The 18,096-nt window shown below is 68.2% G+C and carries 18 protein-coding genes; 6 read left to right on the top strand and 12 right to left on the bottom strand.

The window, feature by feature from the left end; all coding sequences use genetic code 11:
• The 3 genes from AC27KI_RS04965 to azu form a co-directional block, all read right to left on the bottom strand.
• On the bottom strand, window positions 1–2,075 hold a 2,075-nt coding region (locus tag AC27KI_RS04965; RefSeq protein ID WP_487112829.1), incomplete at its 3' end, for a YgiQ family radical SAM protein.
• A 167-nt stretch (window positions 2,076–2,242) separates the two neighbouring features.
• Window positions 2,243–2,452 (bottom strand): hypothetical protein, encoded by a 210-nt coding sequence (locus AC27KI_RS04960; RefSeq protein ID WP_487091214.1) that lies wholly within the window; start codon window positions 2,450–2,452, stop codon window positions 2,243–2,245.
• Window positions 2,453–2,583: 131 nt separating this feature from the next.
• Complete coding sequence (azu, locus tag AC27KI_RS04955; protein ID WP_487091215.1) at window positions 2,584–3,036, bottom strand: azurin; 453 nt, start codon at window positions 3,034–3,036, stop codon at window positions 2,584–2,586.
• Between the two features lie 186 nt (window positions 3,037–3,222).
• Here azu and AC27KI_RS04950 point away from each other — a divergent pair, with 186 nt between their 5' ends.
• The 6 genes from AC27KI_RS04950 to AC27KI_RS04925 all read left to right on the top strand — a co-directional run bounded on the left by AC27KI_RS04950 (window position 3,223) and on the right by AC27KI_RS04925 (window position 8,472).
• A complete protein-coding gene (locus AC27KI_RS04950; RefSeq protein WP_284428452.1) occupies window positions 3,223–3,810 on the top strand; it encodes an IMPACT family protein in 588 nt (195 codons plus the stop codon).
• Between the two features lie 98 nt (window positions 3,811–3,908).
• The gene (locus tag AC27KI_RS04945; protein ID WP_487112827.1) at window positions 3,909–5,321 is read left to right on the top strand and encodes a dihydrolipoyl dehydrogenase; all 1,413 of its coding nucleotides are present in this window, start codon (window positions 3,909–3,911) and stop codon (window positions 5,319–5,321) included.
• Between the two features lie 99 nt (window positions 5,322–5,420).
• Window positions 5,421–5,636 carry a YjfB family protein gene (locus AC27KI_RS04940; RefSeq protein ID WP_272569111.1) on the top strand — a complete coding sequence of 72 codons (216 nt, stop codon included), beginning with the start codon at window positions 5,421–5,423 and terminating at the stop codon, window positions 5,634–5,636.
• A 133-nt stretch (window positions 5,637–5,769) separates the two neighbouring features.
• Window positions 5,770–6,078 (top strand): helix-turn-helix domain-containing protein, encoded by a 309-nt coding sequence (locus AC27KI_RS04935; protein ID WP_317358001.1) that lies wholly within the window; start codon window positions 5,770–5,772, stop codon window positions 6,076–6,078.
• Between the two features lie 20 nt (window positions 6,079–6,098).
• The gene (locus AC27KI_RS04930) at window positions 6,099–7,412 is read left to right on the top strand and encodes a type II toxin-antitoxin system HipA family toxin (RefSeq protein WP_487088228.1); all 1,314 of its coding nucleotides are present in this window, start codon (window positions 6,099–6,101) and stop codon (window positions 7,410–7,412) included.
• A 16-nt stretch (window positions 7,413–7,428) separates the two neighbouring features.
• Window positions 7,429–8,472, top strand: coding sequence for a phytanoyl-CoA dioxygenase family protein (locus AC27KI_RS04925; RefSeq protein ID WP_487088226.1), 1,044 nt, complete (start codon window positions 7,429–7,431; stop codon window positions 8,470–8,472).
• 17 nt (window positions 8,473–8,489) lie between these two features.
• On the opposite strand, the gene AC27KI_RS04920 is transcribed toward AC27KI_RS04925, so the two are convergent.
• The 9 genes from AC27KI_RS04920 to AC27KI_RS04880 form a co-directional block, all read right to left on the bottom strand.
• Window positions 8,490–9,869, bottom strand: coding sequence for a PQQ-dependent sugar dehydrogenase (locus AC27KI_RS04920; RefSeq protein ID WP_487112824.1), 1,380 nt, complete (start codon window positions 9,867–9,869; stop codon window positions 8,490–8,492).
• Between the two features lie 203 nt (window positions 9,870–10,072).
• The gene (locus AC27KI_RS04915) at window positions 10,073–11,068 is read right to left on the bottom strand and encodes a Bug family tripartite tricarboxylate transporter substrate binding protein (protein WP_317357991.1); all 996 of its coding nucleotides are present in this window, start codon (window positions 11,066–11,068) and stop codon (window positions 10,073–10,075) included.
• A 26-nt stretch (window positions 11,069–11,094) separates the two neighbouring features.
• Entirely contained in the window at window positions 11,095–12,150 is a 1,056-nt protein-coding gene (locus AC27KI_RS04910; protein ID WP_487088222.1) for an SMP-30/gluconolactonase/LRE family protein, read from the bottom strand.
• A 106-nt stretch (window positions 12,151–12,256) separates the two neighbouring features.
• A complete protein-coding gene (locus AC27KI_RS04905; protein ID WP_487088220.1) occupies window positions 12,257–13,357 on the bottom strand; it encodes a lactonase family protein in 1,101 nt (366 codons plus the stop codon).
• A gap of 20 nt (window positions 13,358–13,377) precedes the next feature.
• Complete coding sequence (locus AC27KI_RS04900; protein ID WP_272569102.1) at window positions 13,378–14,673, bottom strand: TRAP transporter large permease; 1,296 nt, start codon at window positions 14,671–14,673, stop codon at window positions 13,378–13,380.
• Between the two features lie 8 nt (window positions 14,674–14,681).
• On the bottom strand, window positions 14,682–15,170 hold the full coding sequence (locus AC27KI_RS04895; RefSeq protein ID WP_272569100.1) for a TRAP transporter small permease: 489 nt from the start codon (window positions 15,168–15,170) through the stop codon (window positions 14,682–14,684).
• Between the two features lie 104 nt (window positions 15,171–15,274).
• Window positions 15,275–16,246, bottom strand: coding sequence for a TRAP transporter substrate-binding protein (locus tag AC27KI_RS04890; protein ID WP_487088216.1), 972 nt, complete (start codon window positions 16,244–16,246; stop codon window positions 15,275–15,277).
• A gap of 73 nt (window positions 16,247–16,319) precedes the next feature.
• Window positions 16,320–17,249 carry an SMP-30/gluconolactonase/LRE family protein gene (locus tag AC27KI_RS04885; RefSeq protein WP_487088214.1) on the bottom strand — a complete coding sequence of 310 codons (930 nt, stop codon included), beginning with the start codon at window positions 17,247–17,249 and terminating at the stop codon, window positions 16,320–16,322.
• A gap of 5 nt (window positions 17,250–17,254) precedes the next feature.
• On the bottom strand, window positions 17,255–18,067 hold the full coding sequence (locus AC27KI_RS04880; RefSeq protein ID WP_487088212.1) for an NAD-dependent epimerase/dehydratase family protein: 813 nt from the start codon (window positions 18,065–18,067) through the stop codon (window positions 17,255–17,257).
• Between the last annotated feature and the right edge of the window lie 29 nt (window positions 18,068–18,096).

Raw genomic sequence — 18,096 nt, 5'->3', positions numbered from 1 at the left:
CGCCGGCGCTTTTCGCCGCGCACGATGTCCACCGCCTCGCTGTCGCGGCCGATCTTGCGCAGCGGGTTCTTGCCCGAGTGGTACATGGCCGTGGCCGTGGCCATGGGGCTCGGGTAGAAGGTCTGCACCTGGTCGGCACGAAAGCCGTTCTTCTTGAGCCAGATGGCCAGGTGCATCATGTCCTCGTCGCTCGTGCCCGGGTGCGCGGCGATGAAGTATGGGATCAGGAACTGCTTCTTGCCCGCCTCTTCGCTGAACTGCTCGAACATCTGCTTGAACTTGTCATAGCTGCCGATGCCCGGCTTCATCATCTTGGTGAGCGGGCCCTGCTCGGTGTGCTCGGGCGCGATCTTGAGGTAGCCGCCCACGTGGTGCTGCACCAGCTCCTTCACGTATTCGGGCGACTTCACGGCCAGGTCGTAGCGCAGGCCGGAGCCGATCAGGATCTTCTTGATGCCCTTGAGCGCGCGGCCGCGGCGGTAGATCTTGATGAGCGGGCCGTGGTCGGTCGTGAGGTTCTGGCAGATGCCCGGGTACACGCAGCTGGGCTTGCGGCACGCGGCCTCGATCTCCGGACTCTTGCAGCCCAGCCGGTACATGTTGGCCGTGGGGCCCCCTAAGTCGGAGATGGTGCCGGTAAAGCCGCTCACCTTGTCGCGGATGTCCTCGATCTCCTGGATGATCGAATCTTCGGAGCGGCTCTGGATGATGCGGCCTTCGTGCTCGGTGATCGAGCAAAAAGTGCAGCCGCCGAAGCAGCCGCGCATGATGTTCACGCTGAAGCGGATCATCTCCCACGCCGGGATCTTGGTCGCGCCGTCGTGGCTGCCGTTCTCGTCGGCGTAGCTCGGGTGCGGGCCGCGCGCGTAGGGCAGATCGAACACGTAGTCCATCTCGGCCGTGGTCAGCGGGATGGGCGGCGGGTTGATCCACACATCGCGCGCCGTCGGGCCCTCGCCGTGGGCCTGCACCAGGGCGCGGGCGTTGCCGGGGTTGGTCTCCAGGTGCAGTACCCGGTTGGCGTGGGCATAGAGCACCGGATCGCTCTTGACCTGCTCGTAGCTGGGCAGGCGGATCACGCTGCGTTCGCGCGGCGGCACCTTGAGCTTGGCCTTGAGGTTCGGGTTGGCCACGAACAGCATCGGCTGGATGGCGGGGTTGGGCTCGGCGGATTTCGAGCCATTTTGCCCTTGCGCCCTAGTATCCATTGGCATGGATGCTATCGAATCAGGAGCATCCTCCTTGCTGCAGGTGCTGCCTTGGGCGGCGGCCTGCTCGCTGGTCGTCATGTAGGGGTTGACGTGCGCCTCGACGCGGCCGGGCTCGTCCACGCTGGTGGAGTCGATTTCGAACCAGCCCTGGCCGGTTTCGTCGTCGGACCGGCGCACGAAGGCGGTGCCGCGCACGTCGGTGATCTGCTCCACGGGCTCGCGCGCGGCCAGGCGGTGGGCCACTTCGACGAGCGCGCGTTCGGCGTTGCCGTACAGCAGCAGATCGCACTTGGCGTCCACCACGATGGAGCGGCGCACCTTGTCGCTCCAGTAGTCGTAGTGGGCGATGCGGCGCAGGCTGCCTTCGATGCCGCCCAGCACGATGGGCACGTCCTTGTAGGCCTCGCGGCAGCGCTGGCTGTACACGATGGCCGCGCGGTCGGGGCGCTTGCCGCCCACGTCGCCAGGAGTGTAGGCGTCGTCGCTGCGGATCTTCCGGTCGGCGGTGTACCGGTTGATCATGGAATCCATGTTGCCCGCCGTCACGCCCCAGAACAGGTTGGGGCGGCCCAGGGCCTTGAAGGCATCGGCGCTCTGCCAGTCGGGCTGGGCGATGATGCCCACGCGAAAGCCCTGCGCCTCCAGCGTGCGGCCGATCACGGCCATGCCGAAGCTGGGGTGGTCGACGTAGGCATCGCCCGTCACCAGGATCACGTCGCAGCTGTCCCAGCCGAGGCGCTCCATCTCGGTGCGGCTCATGGGCAGGAACGGGGCCGTGCCGAAGCGTTTCGCCCAATACGGGCGATAGCTGGTCAGCGGCTTCGCGGCGCGCGCGAAAAAGGAAACGTCAACGGGGGCGTTCATGGAGGGCAAGGCGTGGGGAAGCCGCGATTTTAGGCTTTTGGGCCTTTCCTGTCGAAACCGAGGGCCAAGGCGCGTGCCCGCGCCCTGCGCCGCAGGGGGTCAGCCGCGGGTGGCGAGCGGCCTGGCGGCGGTCTCGGTGCGCGGCGTGGCGGGCCCCGATCGGCCCGTCACCATTCGCCGGAGGCACGCACCCGCTGGTCCAGATCCGGTGCGGGCGGCTCGCCGTAGGGCGAGTGCAGTGCGGTGGCCCTGGCGGTCCAGGCGGTAGGAATAGCGGCCAAGGCGCCCTCCTCCACGCGGCCCGGCCCGTTGGCACCGGCCAGGGCAGCGGGAAACACCATGGCGTTCATCACGTGGGTCAGCGCAGCGGCAAGCATGGCGGGTCCTTTTCATGCGGGGTTGCCGCCAGCGTATGGCGGCGGGGTGACTGTTTCGTGTCAACGAAAAAGGGCCCGCCGAAAAGGGAGCCCTTTGTGTGCCAACGGCCACACCGTCGGGAAGCGAAGGGTTATTTCGCCAGCGTCAGCGTGCCCTTCATCAGCGCGGAATGGCCGGGAAAGGAGCAGAAATAGGCATACGACTCGCCGGCCTTGAGCGCCTGGGTGGAGAACGTCACCGAATCGCTCTCGCCGCCGCCCACGATCTTGGTGTGCGCGATCACCCGGGCGTCCGCGTCCTTCACGTAGTTCTTGGTGGCTCCGGCAGCGATGCCGTCCGTGGCCACGGCCTGCAGGTCGGCGGCCTTGCTCAGCACCCAGTTGTGGCCCATGGCGGTCTTCGGGAGCTTGCCCACGTGCTTGAGCTTGACGGTGAATTGCTTGCAGCTTTGCGGCACCGCGAGGGTCGCCTTGTTGAATTGCATCGCATCGTTGCCTTCGATCTCGGCCGTGCAGTCGGCGGCCCAGGTGGGGCCAGCCGCCAATACCAGGACCAGCGCCGCGAATTTCCAGTGGTTTGCCATGAGGTCTTCCTTCTTCATAAAACAGGTGCTTGCGCCTGGCGTTGCCGGGCTGCTCCATGCAGCCGGGCGAAGCAACAGCGCGATGCAGGGAGCGTATGCGCGGGGCCCCTGCAGCGCCTTGAGGTGCATCAAGCCTTGTGCCGAACGCCGTCCATGGAGCCGGCGTGCAGTTAAGCTCCGCCGCCCATGCCCTACACCGTGCGAACCCCCACCCACAGCGAACTGGTCATCAAGAAAAGCCGGTTCATCGGCTGCGTGCAGCCCATGGCGGACCGCGCGTCGGCCCAGGCCACCGTCGATGCGCTGTGGCAGCAGCACCCCGGTGCCGCGCACGTCTGCTGGGCGCTGCTGGCGGGCGGCCAGTCGGCCGCGGTGGACGACGGCGAACCCGGCGGCACCGCGGGCCGGCCGATGCTGGAGGTGCTGCGCCACCAAGACCTCGAAGGCGTGCTGGCCACCGTGGTGCGCTATTTCGGCGGCGTCAAGCTGGGTGCGGGCGGGCTGGTGCGGGCCTACACCGACACCATCGCGCAGGCGCTGCTGCCGGCCGAGAAGGTGCCGCTGCAGCGCATGGTGGTGCTGCAGTGCGAGGTGCCCTACGCCCTGGAGGGCCTGGTGCGCCGCGAGGTCGAGGCGGCCGGCGCCACGCTGGGCGAGGTGGCCCACGGCTCGCTGGTGGCCGTGCGCATCCAGTTGCCTCAGCCGCAGGAGGCGGCGTTCGTGCAGCGGCTGAACGACGCCTGCCAGGGCCGGATCGGCTGGATCGCGCCGTAGCGCCGCCATCGCCTGCGCCGAAAGTGCCCTGCACCTACAGGCCCCACCCTGCGGCCCGGGGACACTCAGCCATTCGCCACCCCTGAGGAGATCGACCCATGAGCCCACCCCTGGACGCCATCATCATCGGCGCGGGATCGGCAGGCCTTGCCGCGTTGCGCGAGGTTCGCAAACGCACCGACCGCGTGCGGATCGTCAACGATGGCCCCTGGGGGACCACCTGCGCGCGGGTGGGCTGCATGCCCTCCAAGATGCTGATCGAAGCGGCCAACGCCTACCACCGGCGCCACGCATTCGACACCTTCGGCCTGCGCGGCGGGGACGGCCTCTCCGTCGACATGCCTGCCGTGCTGGAGCGCGTGCGCGCCCTGCGCGACGAGTTCGTGGCGGGCACCGAGAAGGCATCGGCGGTCGGCGACCAGGGCATTTCGGGCCACGCGCGGCTGCGCGGCCCGGGCACGGTGGAAGTGGGAGGCAAGACCTACCATGCCCGCAGCGTCATCATCGCCACCGGCTCGCGCCCCATCATTCCCGAGGAATGGCTGGCGTTCGGTGACCGCATCCTGACCACCGACACCCTCTTCGAGCAGCCCACCCTGGGGCCGCGCATGGCGGTCATCGGGCTGGGACCGCTGGGCGCGGAACTGGCGCAGGCCCTGTCGCGGCTGGGCGTGGAAGTGGCGGCGTTCTCGACCGGGCCATCGCTGGCCGGGCTGTCCGATCCCGACATCCTCGGTGCGCTCCAGGGCGTGCTGAAAGACGAATTCGTCGTCAGCGTGGGCGAGGAGGCCCGCTTGCGCGAAGTTCCGGGCGGGATCGAAGTCAGCAACGGCAGCACCACGGTGGTGGTGGACCAGGTGCTGGCGGCCATGGGGCGGCGGCCGAACATCGAACACCTCGGCCTCGATACCCTGGGCATCCCCCTGGACGCGCACGGAAAGCCGCCCGTGGATGCGCGCACCATGCAGATCGCGGACCTGCCCGTGTTCATGGCCGGCGATGCCGACGACCGCCGGCCGCTGCTGCACGAGGCCTCCGACGAGGGCCACATGGCCGCACTGAACGCCATGGCACCCGAGCCGCAATGCTTTCGCCGGCGCACGCCGCTGTCCATCGTGTTCACCCAGCCCAACGCGGCGGTGATCGGCCAGGCCTGGAAGGACCTGAAAGAAGGCGAATTCGTGACGGGCTCGGTGAATTTCTCCCGCCAGGGCCGCGCGCGCGTGGCGCAGCACAACCAGGGCCGCCTGAACGTGTATGCGGAGCGCGAAAGCGGCCGCATCCTGGGCTCGGAGCTTTGCGCCCCCAGCGGAGAGCACCTAGCGCATCTGCTGGCGCTGGCCATCGACCGGTCGCTCACGGTGCAGGACCTGCTGCGCATGCCGTTCTACCACCCGGTCCTGGAGGAAGGCCTGCGCACCGCGCTGCGCGATGCGGCTTCGCACCTGCCCAGCGGCAGCGCTTCTGACCTGTCGGCCTGCTCCGCCTATGGAGCCAGCGCACTCGATTGAATATTCCGCACCCGCCCGGGCTTCAGTTCCGGGCGGGGGTGCCGAAAAAGGAGGGGTCTTTGCCTTCGCCTCGCCCCGAGGCCCCAACAGGAGCACCCCATGGATGTCGCGCTTTCCCAGTCGGTCGTCAACACCGCAACGGCCATGGCCAGCCAGAAGAATTCCGATGCCCTGAACATCCGGGTGCTGAAAAAGGCGCTGGACACGCAGGAGGCCTCCGCCACCTTGCTGATCGAGTCGATGAAGCAATCGATGCCCCAACCGGCACTGGCCACCTCCGGCGCGCTGGGCACCCAGGTCAACACGTTCGCCTGAGCCGGCGGCCTTGAGGGGCCGGCGCTTTACGGGGAGGCGGTCTTATGGTGAAAGCCGCGATTTGATTCACCCAAACCACCGGCAGGTGAAACTTGGAATACTCTTTTAGCCAAAAAAGAGTATAAACAGGATCATGACCAACGATCTGATCCACAGCCTGACCATGGCCCGAAAGGCCAGCCAGCTCACCCAGGCGGAGCTGGCCGAACGGGCCGGCCTCTCGCGCATGACGGTGCAGCGCACCGAAGGGGGCGACCTGGACCCCCGCTATTCCACCCTGACGGAAATGGCCCGCGTGCTGGGAATGGACATCATCGCCGTGCCCAGCACCCTTCGGCCGAGCCTGCAGGCCTTCATCCAGTCGGGCGGCAAATTCCTGGGACAGCCCCAGGGCGTGGATGCCCCGCCTTCGGTGATCGACAGCCTGCGCAAAGAAGGCTGAGCGCGGCCGGCTGACCCGCCATGAGCACCTCCATCCGCTACCTGCGCCTGTACCTGCACCGCCCGGCCGGCCAGGGTGCCGGCCGCATGGCGATCGGCTACCTCTCGCAGTACGGCGACATCCTGCGCGTGTCGTTCGATGCCAGCTACATCAACGACCCCGGCCGCCCCACCCTGTCGCTCAGCTTTCAGGGCGAGACCGAGGCCGCCACGCAGCAGATCCTGGCTTCGGCGCGCGACGCCCGGCTGGTGCGCACCGATGGCCGCTGGCCGGTGTACTTCCAGAACCTGCTGCCCGAAGGCCACAACCGCGAGCGCCTCGCGCGCGAGCGCGGCTGCACGCCCGACGACGAGTTCGAGCTGCTGGCCGCCGCGGGCCACGATCTGATGGGCGCGCTGGAGGTGGAGCCCGTGCCCGCACAGGACGGCGTGCCCGACGTGGTTCGCCACTGGCACACCACCCAGGGCCTGGACGTGCTGGAGCCGGGCTTCGTCGAATACCCCGTGGAGGACGCGGCCTCGCTGCCCGGCGTGGTCACCAAGTTCAGCGCGGTGCAGGAAGGGCGACGCTACACCGTGCACCGCAAGGGCGCGGCCGGCAGCGTGATCCTGAAGCTGCCCACCACCGCCCACCCCGACCTGGTGGCCAACGAACACGCCGGCTACCAGCTGTGCCGGGCGCTCGGCCTGGACTGCGCCCAGGCGGATGTCATCACCCGCGCCGAGGCCGATCTGCCCGATGCCGTGCCCTTCGACGAGATCCTGGCCGTGCAGCGGTTCGACCACCTGCCCGGCGGCCAGCGGGTGCACATGGAAGAGTTCAACCAGGTGCTGGGCTACACGCCGCGGCAAAAGTACGGCAAGGGCATCCTGCAGGACTACGCCACCATGCTGCGCGTGCTGGACCGCCTGAGCCACCAGCCCGTGCACGACACCCGCGAGTTCCTCGCCCGCATGGTCGCCTTCATCCTCATGGGCAACACCGATGCGCACCTCAAGAACTGGGCGCTGGTCTACCCTGACGGGCGCGCACCGCAGCTGTCGCCGCTGTACGACCCCGTGTGCGTCGCCGCGTTCTTCGAGGGCATGCCCGAAAGCCAGTACGCGGTGAACCGGGCCATCGACAAAACCCTGCGCGCCTTTTCATGGGACGACATGGAAGGGCTGATCAAGGCCGCCGGCCTGCTGCGGGCGCCGCGCCATCTTGCGCTGCTGCGCGATTCGGTGCGCCTGGCCCAGCAGGCATGGCCCGAGCGCATCGCCGACGCACCGCCCGCGATGCGCCGGTCGGTCGCGGAGCGCCTGGCAGGCGGTGTCGCGCTCACACGGAACTGAAAGCACAACTCCCAGCATGACCACCCCATCATTGAACCCAGCCGATCCCCTTTGCCCGCCCGGCGAGCGCGGTGCCTTGCAGGTGCCCTACCTCAAGCGCTGCTGGTCCCGCTGGATGGCGGCGCGCCAGGGCCTGCCCACGGGCGAGTACGCGGAATCCCATCGCACGCAGATCGTGCTCGCGGCAATGGGCCTGGGCCTGGAGCAGACCATGCAGCACGTGCTGTGGCATGCGCCGGAGTTCGCGGACTTCGAGGACTGGATCGTGCGCACCGCCGGGGCGCCCGATGCCTCCACCATCGCCCGCATCCAGGCGCTGGTGGACGGCGGGCCGGTGCCTGACGCCGCAGCCCGGCTGCATGCCCAGGTCGACACCATGCCACCCGTGCTGGATGCCGACGACTTGGCGCACTGGGACGAGCACGGCTACGTGATCGTGCGGCAGGCCGTGGCGCCCGACGACAGCGCCGCCGCGGCGCAAGTGGTGTGGGAGGCGGTGGGCGCCACGCCGGACGATGTCGAATCGTGGTACCGCAACGCCCCGCGCAACATCATGGTGCAACTGTTCCAGCACCCCGCGTTCGACGCGAACCGCCGGGCGCTACGCATCCACAAGGCGTTCGCGCAACTGTGGGGCACCGCCGACCTGTGGCGCAGCACGGACCGTTGCGGTTTCAATGTGCCGGAGCGCCCCGGCCACCCTTACCAGGCGCAGGGGCTGCACTGGGATGTGAGCCTGGAGCCACCCATTCCGTTTTGCACCCAGGGCATCCTGTACCTCACGGACACGCCGCCCGAACAGGGCGCGCTCACCGTGGTGCCGGGCTTTCACCGCCAGGTGGAAGGGTGGCTGGCCGGACTGCCGCCGAACGCCGATCCGCGCAGGCAGGATTTCCAGGCGCTGGGCGCCCGGCCCATCGGCGCAGGGGCCGGCGATCTGGTGATCTGGCAACAGGCGCTGCCCCACGGCGCCAGCCCCAACCGCGGTGCGCGGCCCCGTCTGGTGCAGTACATCAACATGATGCCCGCCGACGTGCCGATTCAGGCGATCTGGCGCTGAGCAGCCTCCACCATCCCCTATCGGGGCGTGCCCGAAACCCGCCAGATGGCGTTGCCCACGTCATCGGCCACCAGCAGCCCGCCGCGCGCATCCAGCGCCACGCCGACGGGACGGCCATAGGCATCGCCTTCGGGGCTGAGGAATCCGGTCAGCACGTCGATCGGCTGGCCCTTGGGCTGGCCGTTTTCGAACGGCACGAAGACCACCTTGTAGCCACTGCGCGGCTTGCGGTTCCACGAGCCGTGCAGGCCCACGAAGGCCCCCTGGGCCAGTTGCTGCGGCAACCCGTTGCCGGTCGAGGGCGGGCCCGAAAAGGCCAGCCCCAGGGGCGCCACGTGGCTGCCCAGCGCATAGTCGGGTGCGATGGCCTTGGCGACCTGGTCCGGCTGGGGCGGCTTCACCCGCACATCCACATGCTGGCCGTAGTAGCTGTAGGGCCAGCCGTAGAACGCGCCCTCCTTCACCGAGGTGAGGTAGTCGGGCACGAGGTCGCTGCCGATCTCGTCGCGTTCGTTCACCACTGTCCACAGCGCGCCGCTGCCGGGGGCCCAGCCCAGGCCGTTCGGATTGCGCAGGCCGCTGGCGAAGATGCGGTGGGTGCCGCTGGCGCGGTCCACCTCCCAGATGGCGGCGCGGCCTTGCTCGGCCTCGATGCCGTTCTCGGCCACGTTGCTGTTGGAGCCCACGGTCACATAGAGCTTGCGGCCGTCAGGGCTGGCGATGAGGTTCTTGGTCCAGTGGTGGTTGAACGGCAGGCCGGGCAGGTCCACCACCTTGGTGGCGGGCGCGGTGATGGTGGTCTGGCCCGCCGTGTAGGGAAAGCGCACCACCGCATCGGTGTTGGCGACGTAGAAATCGCCCCCCACCAGCGCCATGCCGAACGGGGAATGCAGGCCCTGCAGGAACACGCTGCGCGTTTCCGCAAAGCCATCGCCGTCGGTGTCGCGCAGCAAGGTGATGCGGTCGGCCGACGGCGCGCCCGAGCCCGCGCGGCCCATGACCTTGCCCATGACCCAGTTGCGCACGTTCTTCACCAGCCCCTGGTCTTCCTTGGGCTTGGCCGGCGTGTTGCTCTCCGCGACCAGCACGTCGCCGTTGGGCAGTACGTACACCCAGCGCGGATGGTCCAGCCCCTTGGCCAGCGCGGTGACCTGCATGCCCGCCATGGGCGTGGGCTGCATGCCGTCGGGCCACCCCTTGGCAGGTGCGATGTGAACGGTGGGGATCAGGGTCTTGTGGGGTTCGGGCAGCGTGGGCGACGGGCCCACGCCGGCCTCGGGCGGCAGCCGTGCCGTATCGCCGCAGCCGGCCAGGGCCCCAGCCAGCGCGCAGCCCAGGACGGCGACAGGCCAGCGGGCGGTTGAAAACGGGGGGAGATGGGAGCGTCGCGCGTGCATGGGAGAACCTGCCTTCTGTGCTGTGTTGGGGTGCCGATCGCGGCGGATGCGCCGCGATGCGGGCCAGTGTGCCGCGCTGGCACCACCGCCCCTGTCAGCCATGGGCGCGAACGCGCCGGACGGGTCTCCCATCCCCTCCCCTCTCCGGCATGCAGCGGGCCCGGGCGCCAGGGCACCGGGCCGCGTCATGCCACCGCGCGGTGTCAGTCCACCTTGATGTTGGCGGCCTTGATCACCTGCGCCCACTTGGCGACTTCGGCCTTCTGGAAGGTGGCGATCTGCGCGGTCGTCATGTCGGCCGGCTCCATGCCGAAGCTCTTGAGGCGGGTCTGCATGTCCGGCTGCGCGAGGATCTTGCGGATCTCGGTGTGCAGGCGGGTCACGACCGGCTCGGGCGTGCCGGCGGGTACGAAGATGGCCTGCCACGACTGCACCTCGAAGTCGGCCAGGTCCTTCAAGCCGGATTCGGCCACGGTGGGCACGTCGGGCATCGAGCCCAGGCGCTTGGCCGAGGTGACGGCAATGGCGCGCAACTTGCCGCTCTGGATGTGCGGCGCGGCCACGACGGTGGTGTCGAACATCATGTCCACCTGCCCGCCGATCACGTCCTGGATGGCCGGACCGCTGCCCTTGTAAGGCACGTGGGTGAACTTCACGCCCGACTTGTAGGCCAGCAGCTCCAGCGCCAGATGCTGCGAGGTGCCGGTGCCGGCCGAGGCGGACGACAGGCCGCCCGACTTGCCGCGGGCCGCGTCCAGCACGTCCTTCAGGGTTTTGTAGGGGCTGCTGGCCGCCACCACCAGCACCACCGGGTTGGTGCCGATGAGCGTGACGGGCGCGAATGACTTCACCGGGTCGTAGCCCAGCTTCGGGTACAGGCTCACGTTGATGGCGTGCGAGCTGATGGTGCCGCCCAGCAGCGTGTAGCCGTCCGGTGCCGCGCGGGCCGCGATTTCCGAGCCGACGCTGCCGCCCGCCCCGCCCTTGTTGTCCACCACCACGGTCGTGCCCAGGGCGGTGCCCAGCTGCTGGCTGATCAGCCGGCCCAGCGTGTCGGTGGTGCCGCCCGCCGCGAACGGTACAAGGTAGGTGATGGTCTTGCCCGTGGGCCAGGTGCCCTGCGCGAAAGCGGGCAGGCCGATGAAGCTGCCGGCGGCGGCCGCAGCGGCCGCGGCGGCGATGAAGGTTCTGCGTTGCATGTGCGTTGTCTCCTGGTTTTGAAAAATCAGACCGCTCCGCGCGTTTCCACGTAGAGCGAATAGATCGAGTGGCTGCTGGCCATGAAGAGGCGGTTTTTCTTGGGGCCGCCGAACACGAGGTTCGGGCAACGCTCGGGCAGGCGGATATGGCCGATGGCCTTGCCGGACGGGTTGAACACCATCACGCCGTCCAGGTCCGCGGCGACCGAGTCGGCCGCGCCCGTGCTGCCCCAGCCGCACCACAGGTTGCCGTCTTCATCGACCTTGAATCCGTCCAGCGCGCCCGCCCCGCCCTCGATCAGCACAGTCGGGTTGGCCAGACCCTGGCGGGCGGTGACGTCGTAGCGCACGATCTGGCGGCGGTTGTCGGCCGTGCGCGCCACGAGGTAGAGCTGCTTTTCGTCCGGCGTGAACGCCAGACCGTTGGGAAAGCGCGCCTCCAGCACGCGATCCAGCCGGCCGGACGGATCGATGCGGTACAGCGCATGCGGAAGCTCGGAGACGGCCTTGTCGCCCTCCCAGTGGCCGCCGATGCCGAACGGCGGGTCGGTGAACCAGACCGAGCCGTCGCTCGGGCAGACGATGTCGTTGGGCGAGTTCAGGCGCTTGCCCTCGAAGCGGTCGGCCAGCACGGTGATGCTGCCGTCGTACTCGGTGCGGGTCACGCGGCGGGTCAGGTGCTCGCACGCCAGCAGCCGGCCCTGGCGGTCGCGGCCCAGGCCGTTGGAGAAGTTGGAGGGCTGGCGGAACACGCCGGTCTGCCCCGTGGCCTCGTCCCAGCGCAGGATGCGGTTGTTGGGAATGTCGGAAAACAGCAGGTAGCGCCCATCGCCGAACCACACCGGGCCTTCGACCCAGCGAAAGCCGGTGGCGATCTGCTCCACGCTGCTGCTGAACAGGCGGTACTTGGCGAATGACGGATCCAGGATCTGCACCGAGGGATCGGGGTAGCGCTGCTGCGGCTTGAAGTCGAACGCCTGGGCCTGCGCGAGGCCCGTGGCCGTGGCGGCCAGCGCGCCGGCCATGAAACGGCGGCGCGATGGCGGGGTCTGGGGGGTGGCGCCTTGTGTCGCTCTTTGCATGGGTTTTGTCTCCGGTCGTGTTTTCAGGAAGCGCGGCGGGCCCCAGACCCCAAAGCCGCGCGGGCGGGCAGGCGCATGCGTACCCACGCACCAAGGCGTCGATGCTTCACGGCAGGTCGACGATCTCGACCCAGTTGGGGTTCTTGCCCGCCGCCACGCGCGTGGGCGTGCCCGGCACGCCGGTGGCTGGATCGATGGGGTGCAGCGACACGCTGTGCGAGTCCTGCCCCGCCGCGATCAGGAAGCGCCCCGAGGCATCGACGGCAAAGCCGCGCGGCGACTTCTCGGTCGGCACCTGGCCGAGCGGCTCGAGCTGCCCGGTGGCCGCATCGACGCGGAAGGTAGACAGCGTGCTCGACGTGCGCTCGGACGCATACAGCGTGCGCCCATCGGGCGACAGGTGCAGGTCGGCCGCCCAGGGCTTGCCGGCGAAGCCCGGCGGCAAGGTGGTGGTGCGCTGCACCTCGCGCAGCGTGCCGCGCTCGGCGTCGTACGCCATCACGTGCAGGGCCGCGTCCAGCTCGTCCACCACGTACATGTACCGCTGCGCCTTGTCCCAGACGAAGTGGCGCGGGCCGGCCTTTTCCGGGGCCACCGCGGTCAGCGCCGGCTCGTTGGCGGTCAGCTTTCCGGTGGTGGCGTCGAAGCGCCAGCTCGACAGATGGTCACCACCCAGGCTGGTGGCGAACACGTAGCGGTTGGCCGCGTCGGCATGGATGGCGTGCGCGTTGGGCGCCGTGGGAATGAGCTGCTGCACCGCGCCCACCAGCCCGTCCTTGTCGATGCTGTTGACGGTGATCTTGTGGCCCGGGTAGGACGCGGCGAACAGCCAGCGGCCGGTGGCATCGGTGTCGATGTTGGCCATGCTGTCCGCCAGGGCGGCCTCGCCCTGCTTCTTCAGGCGGCCGCTGGCCGGATCGATGGCCAGCGTCACCACGCGAAAAGGCTGCGAGCGCAGCGCCACGTACAGCTGGCGCTTGTTGGGTGAGACCGCCATGGGCATGGCCTGGCCGCCCACGGTCACGGTCTCCACCGGCTGGAGTTTGCCGGCGGCGCGATCCAGTTCGTACACCGACACGTCCTGGCTGTCGGCGTTCGACACATAGACCCAGGTGGCGGCCGAGGCCGCGCCGCTGGCCGCCATCAGCGCGGCGGCGGCCACGGGGGCCAGCGCCACCGCGCGCAGGAAGGAAGAAGAAATCGCCATGGATCGCTCTCTTTCCGGGGTCACTTGACCACCATGAACATGCTGGGCAGCCAGGTCGAGAAGGCCGGCACGAAGGTCACGAGGGCCAGCGCGAAGATCAGCGCGCCGTAGAAAGGCCAGATCGTGCGCATCACCGTGCCCACCGACACGCCGCCGATTGCGCAGCCCACGAACTGGGTGGTGCCCACGGGCGGCGTGTTCAGGCCCAGCGCGCAGTTGATCAGCATGACGATGCCGAACTGCACCGAGCTCATGCCGTAGTGCTGGGCGATGGGCAGGAAGATCGGCGTGCACAGCAAGATGGTGGCCGCCATGTCCAGGAACGTGCCCAGCACGAACAGGATGATGTTGATCAGCAGGAAGATCACCCACGGCGTGCTGGTCACCTGCGACAGCATCTGGCCCGTGAGTTCGGCCACGCCGTACAGGCTGATGAGGTAGCCGAAGGTGCTGGAGATGCCGATCAGCAGCAGGATCACGCCCGTGGTACGCACCGCCTTCGAGGCCGCCTTGATGAAGTGCTCCCACTTCAGCGTGCGGTACAGGAACACGGTCAGGCCCAGCGCATACAGCACGGCCACGGCCGCCGATTCGGTGGCGGTGAAGATGCCCGAAAGAATGCCCCCCAGGATCAGCACGACGATGAACAGCCCCGGCAGCGCGGCGGCGAACGAACGCCCGACGATCTGCCAGCCCGGGAACGTGCCCGCGGGGTAGCCGCGCTTGACGGCCACGAGGTAGGCCGCGGCCAGGTTGCTGATGGTGAGCACCAGCGCGGGAATCAGCGCCGCGAGGATCAGCGCCGCGATGGACACCTTGCCGCCGGCCGCCAGCGAATAGATGATGAGGTTGTGGCTGGTGGGCATGAGCGCCCCCACCAGCGCCGCGTGCGTCGTCACGTTGACGGCGTAGTCGGCGTGGTAGCCCTCCTTCTTCATCATCGGGATCATCACGGCGCCCATGGCCGACACGTCCGCCACCGGCGAGCCCGAGACGCCGCCGAACAGCGTGCAAGCCACCACGTTGGACATGCCCAGCCCGCCGCGCACGTGGCCCACCAGGTTGCGCGCGAAGTTGACGATGCGGTCGGCGATGCCGCCGTACAGCATCAGCTCGCCCGCGAAGATGAAGAATGGAATCGCCAGGAACGAGAAGATGCCCATGCCCGAGGTCATCTGCTGGAAGCCGACCTCCAGGGGCAGGCCTTCGTACAGCAGGGTGGCCAGGGCCGACAGGCCGATGGAAAACGCCACGGGCACGCCCAGCAGCAGAAACAGCGTGAACGACACGCTCAGGATCAAAAGTGGCACGGTCATGGTTTTTCTCAGCCCCAGGCAGGTTCGACTTCGCGGCCCTGGGCCAGCGCGATGATGTGTTCGATCGAGAACATCACGATCAGGACGCCCGCGATCGCGGCCGGCACGTATTTCCAACCTTCGGAGATCCACAGCGTGGGTAGCCGGTAGTCCCACACCGACTGCGCGAGCGACGCGCAGCTGTAGGCCATCACGGCGCCGAACACGAGCACCAGCGCATGGATGAGGTATTCCATCTTCAGGCGCAGCCAGTCGGGCGCCAGCACCAGGAACGATTCGAGCCCGATGTGGCCGGCATCGCGCACGCCCACCGCCACGCCGAACATGGTGACGTAGATCACCAGCAGCAGGGCCAGGCTTTCCGCCCAGGTGGGCGTGTTGTTGAGCACATAGCGTCCGAACACCTGCCAGCTCACGGCGCAGATCACTGCGACCAGGCCGAGGATGCCCAGCCACATGCAGACGCGGGCGAGCGTGCGGCAAATTTGGGTATACATGTTGTTATGAGTAAAAAAGGCCCCTGGCGCAATATCCACTAGGGCACCATGCTATTGATTTAAGAGCAAAAAAAGCCCACTTCAGGAAGTGGGCAGAAAGGGACTTACTGGGTTTCCTGAACGCGCTTGACCAGGTCCTTGAGCTTGGCGTCCGGGATGAACTTGTCGTACACGGGCTTCATCGCGGCCTGGAACGGGGCCTTGTCGATTTCGATGATCTCGGCACCGCCGGCCTTCACCGTCGCCAGCGACTTGATCTCGCGCTCGGCCCATTGCTTGCGCATGTAGGGCACCGACTCCTTGGCGGCCTGGCGGATCCAGCCCTGCTCTTCGGGCGACAGGCGGTCCCAGGCGCGCTTGGAGAACAGCAGCATCTCGGGGGCCATGGAGTGCTCGGTCTTGGTGTAGTACTTGGCCACTTCGAACGAACGCGAGCTCTCGTACGTGGGGTAGTTGTTCTCGGCCGCGTCGATCAGGCCGGTCTTGAGGCCGGTGTACACCTCGCCCATGGGCATGGGGGTGGCGTTGGCGCCCATGGCCTCCAGCATCGACACCCACAGGTCGGACTGCTGCACGCGCACTTTCAGGCCCTTCATGTCGGCGAAGCTGCGCACGGGCTTCTTGGCGGTGAACATCGAGCGGGCGCCGCTGTCGTAGTAGGCCAGGCCCACGAAGCCCTGCTTTTCGCAGGCCTTGAGGATTTCCTCGCCGATCGGGCCGTCCAGCACCTTGTGCAGATGCTCGACCGAGCGGAACAGGAACGGCATCGTGGGCACCACGGTCTCGGGGCAGATGTTGTTCATCGCGCCGATGTTGATGCGCACCAGCTGCAGCGCGCCGATCTTGGCCTGCTCGATGGTGTCCTTCTCGCTGCCCAGGGCGCCGTTGTTGAACACCTTGATGGTGTGCTTGCCGCCCGACAGGGCTTTCAGGCGCTCGCCCATGAACTTGACCGCCGTCACGGTCGGGTAGTCGTCGGGGTGGATGTCCGCGGAGCGCAGCTCGGTCGCCTGCGCGGCGCCGAAGCCCAGTGTGAGCGCGGCCAGGGTGGCCAGGGTGGTCTTCAGGAATTTCATTTGTCTGCCTCGTCTCTTTTGCTGTTGGAAATACGTTTTGGGGGAGAAATCGGTAGAGGGACCCAGGCCCCGTTCAGACAGGGGCGGTGAATTCTGGCTCCGGCACGCCCTGCGTACCCGGGCGCAATGCGAAGACACCGCCGGCCAACGGCTGGTCCGACAGGTCCACGCCTGCGGGGCGGATGGAGGTGACGTACAGCGTGTCGAGCTGCGGGCCGCCGAAGGCGCACATGGCAGGCTTTTTCACCGGCACGGCCAGGGACCGGTCGAGCCGGCCGTCGGGGGTGAAGCGGTGCACCAGGCCCGCGTCGTTGCCGCAGATCCAGTAGCCGCCATCCACATCGATCGCCGCGCCATCGGGGCGCCCCGGCAGCGGATTCATGTCGGCGAACAGGCGACGGCGGCTCGGCGTGCCGGTCTCGGTGTCGTAATCGAAGGCCCAGATCGCCTGCACCTGGGGGTGCGAATCGGACAGGTACATCGTGCGCCCGTCGGGGCTGAAAGCGATGCCGTTGGGCACGATCAAATCGCCCAGCGCCAGGTCGGTGCCTGCGCCGGCCGTCAGCTCCTGCGCACCGAACCGGTACACCTTGCCCACGCGGGCGGCGGCGCCCATGTCCTGCAGCATGGTGCCGGCGATGAAACGTCCCTGGCGGTCACAGCGGCCGTCGTTGAAGCGCATGCCCGCCCGGGCGTGTTCGGCCGTGGCCAGGCGCTGCGCCTGCAGCGGTCCGGATGCGGCACCGCCCTGCGGCAGGTCGAGCTGGAACCAGCCGCTTTCCAAACCGGCAAGCCATCGGCCGGGCTGCCCGGCCCAGGGAGCGATGCAGGCGACCATCTCGGGGGCCTTCCACTGCGCCTGCTCGCCGGTCTGCGCGGACCAGCGGTGCAGCACGCCCTGGGGAATGTCGGCCCAGTACAGCGCCTGCCCGGCAGCGCGCCACACCGGGCTCTCGCCCGTCGCGCAGCGCGCATCCAGCACCAGTTCCGCGCTGGCGTTCACGGCGGTCATCCTTCGAACGGGCCCTGGGCCGTGAAGGCCCCGCCCTGGTAGATGGCGGCCGGGTCGGTCGGCGCGGGTGCGGGCTGGGCCTCGACCTGGGCACGAAAGGGTTCGGAGCTGTCCTTGGGCGCGAAGCCCAGGTGCGCTGCCGCATGGTTGTCCCACCACAGATCGCGGTTGGCGGAGGCGCCATACACCACGGTGTGGCCCACGTCCGGGGTGAACAGGGCCTTTTCGACGAGCTGGGTGAGGTCGTCGTAGCTCAGCCAGGAACTCATCATGCGGCGGTCGCGCGGCGCAGGGAACGAGGAGCCGATGCGCAGGCTCACCGTCTCGATGCCGTAGCGGTCGAAATAGAAGCTCGCCATGTCTTCGCCGAACGACTTGGACAGGCCGTAATAGCCATCGGGCCGGCGGCGCGCGTTGGCGTCGATGCGCTCGTCCTGGCGGTAAAAGCCCGTCACATGGTTGGAGCTGGCGAATACCACGCGGCGCACGCCGTGGCGACGCGCGCCTTCGTAGATGTGGAACACGCCCTTGATGTTGGCTTCCAGGATCTGCTCGAAGGGCCGCTCGACCGATACCCCGCCCAGGTGCACGATGGCGTCGCAGCCGGCCACCAGCGCGTCCACCGCAGCCTTGTCGGCCAGATCGCAGGGCACCACCTCTTCATCGGGGCCACGCGAAGGGGCCACGGGGGAGATGTCGGACAGCCGCAGCACCTCGGCATACGGGCGCAATCTTTCGCGCAACACCTGGCCCAGGCCGCCTGCGGCGCCGGTCAAAAGAAGACGGGGTAAACGGGACGGCTGGCTCATGAAGCTCCTCTGGCTAGTATTTGTCATAT

Source organism: Acidovorax sp. KPB24-03, assembly GCF_057546605.1.
This window is presented reverse-complemented; position numbering and strand designations above follow the sequence as displayed.

What these genes read in the sequence shown, in the direction of transcription:
- AC27KI_RS04960 (WP_487091214.1), bottom strand. Translation starts at nt 2,452, where the DNA reads ATGCTTGCCGCTGCGCTGACCCACGTGATGAACGCCATGGTGTTTCCC.
- azu (WP_487091215.1), bottom strand. Translation starts at nt 3,036, where the DNA reads ATGGCAAACCACTGGAAATTCGCGGCGCTGGTCCTGGTATTGGCGGCT.
- AC27KI_RS04950 (WP_284428452.1), top strand. Translation starts at nt 3,223, where the DNA reads ATGCCCTACACCGTGCGAACCCCCACCCACAGCGAACTGGTCATCAAG.
- AC27KI_RS04945 (WP_487112827.1), top strand. Translation starts at nt 3,909, where the DNA reads ATGAGCCCACCCCTGGACGCCATCATCATCGGCGCGGGATCGGCAGGC.
- AC27KI_RS04940 (WP_272569111.1), top strand. Translation starts at nt 5,421, where the DNA reads ATGGATGTCGCGCTTTCCCAGTCGGTCGTCAACACCGCAACGGCCATG.
- AC27KI_RS04935 (WP_317358001.1), top strand. Translation starts at nt 5,770, where the DNA reads ATGACCAACGATCTGATCCACAGCCTGACCATGGCCCGAAAGGCCAGC.
- AC27KI_RS04930 (WP_487088228.1), top strand. Translation starts at nt 6,099, where the DNA reads ATGAGCACCTCCATCCGCTACCTGCGCCTGTACCTGCACCGCCCGGCC.
- AC27KI_RS04925 (WP_487088226.1), top strand. Translation starts at nt 7,429, where the DNA reads ATGACCACCCCATCATTGAACCCAGCCGATCCCCTTTGCCCGCCCGGC.
- AC27KI_RS04920 (WP_487112824.1), bottom strand. Translation starts at nt 9,869, where the DNA reads ATGCACGCGCGACGCTCCCATCTCCCCCCGTTTTCAACCGCCCGCTGG.
- AC27KI_RS04915 (WP_317357991.1), bottom strand. Translation starts at nt 11,068, where the DNA reads ATGCAACGCAGAACCTTCATCGCCGCCGCGGCCGCTGCGGCCGCCGCC.
- AC27KI_RS04910 (WP_487088222.1), bottom strand. Translation starts at nt 12,150, where the DNA reads ATGCAAAGAGCGACACAAGGCGCCACCCCCCAGACCCCGCCATCGCGC.
- AC27KI_RS04905 (WP_487088220.1), bottom strand. Translation starts at nt 13,357, where the DNA reads ATGGCGATTTCTTCTTCCTTCCTGCGCGCGGTGGCGCTGGCCCCCGTG.
- AC27KI_RS04900 (WP_272569102.1), bottom strand. Translation starts at nt 14,673, where the DNA reads ATGACCGTGCCACTTTTGATCCTGAGCGTGTCGTTCACGCTGTTTCTG.
- AC27KI_RS04895 (WP_272569100.1), bottom strand. Translation starts at nt 15,170, where the DNA reads ATGTATACCCAAATTTGCCGCACGCTCGCCCGCGTCTGCATGTGGCTG.
- AC27KI_RS04890 (WP_487088216.1), bottom strand. Translation starts at nt 16,246, where the DNA reads ATGAAATTCCTGAAGACCACCCTGGCCACCCTGGCCGCGCTCACACTG.
- AC27KI_RS04880 (WP_487088212.1), bottom strand. Translation starts at nt 18,067, where the DNA reads ATGAGCCAGCCGTCCCGTTTACCCCGTCTTCTTTTGACCGGCGCCGCA.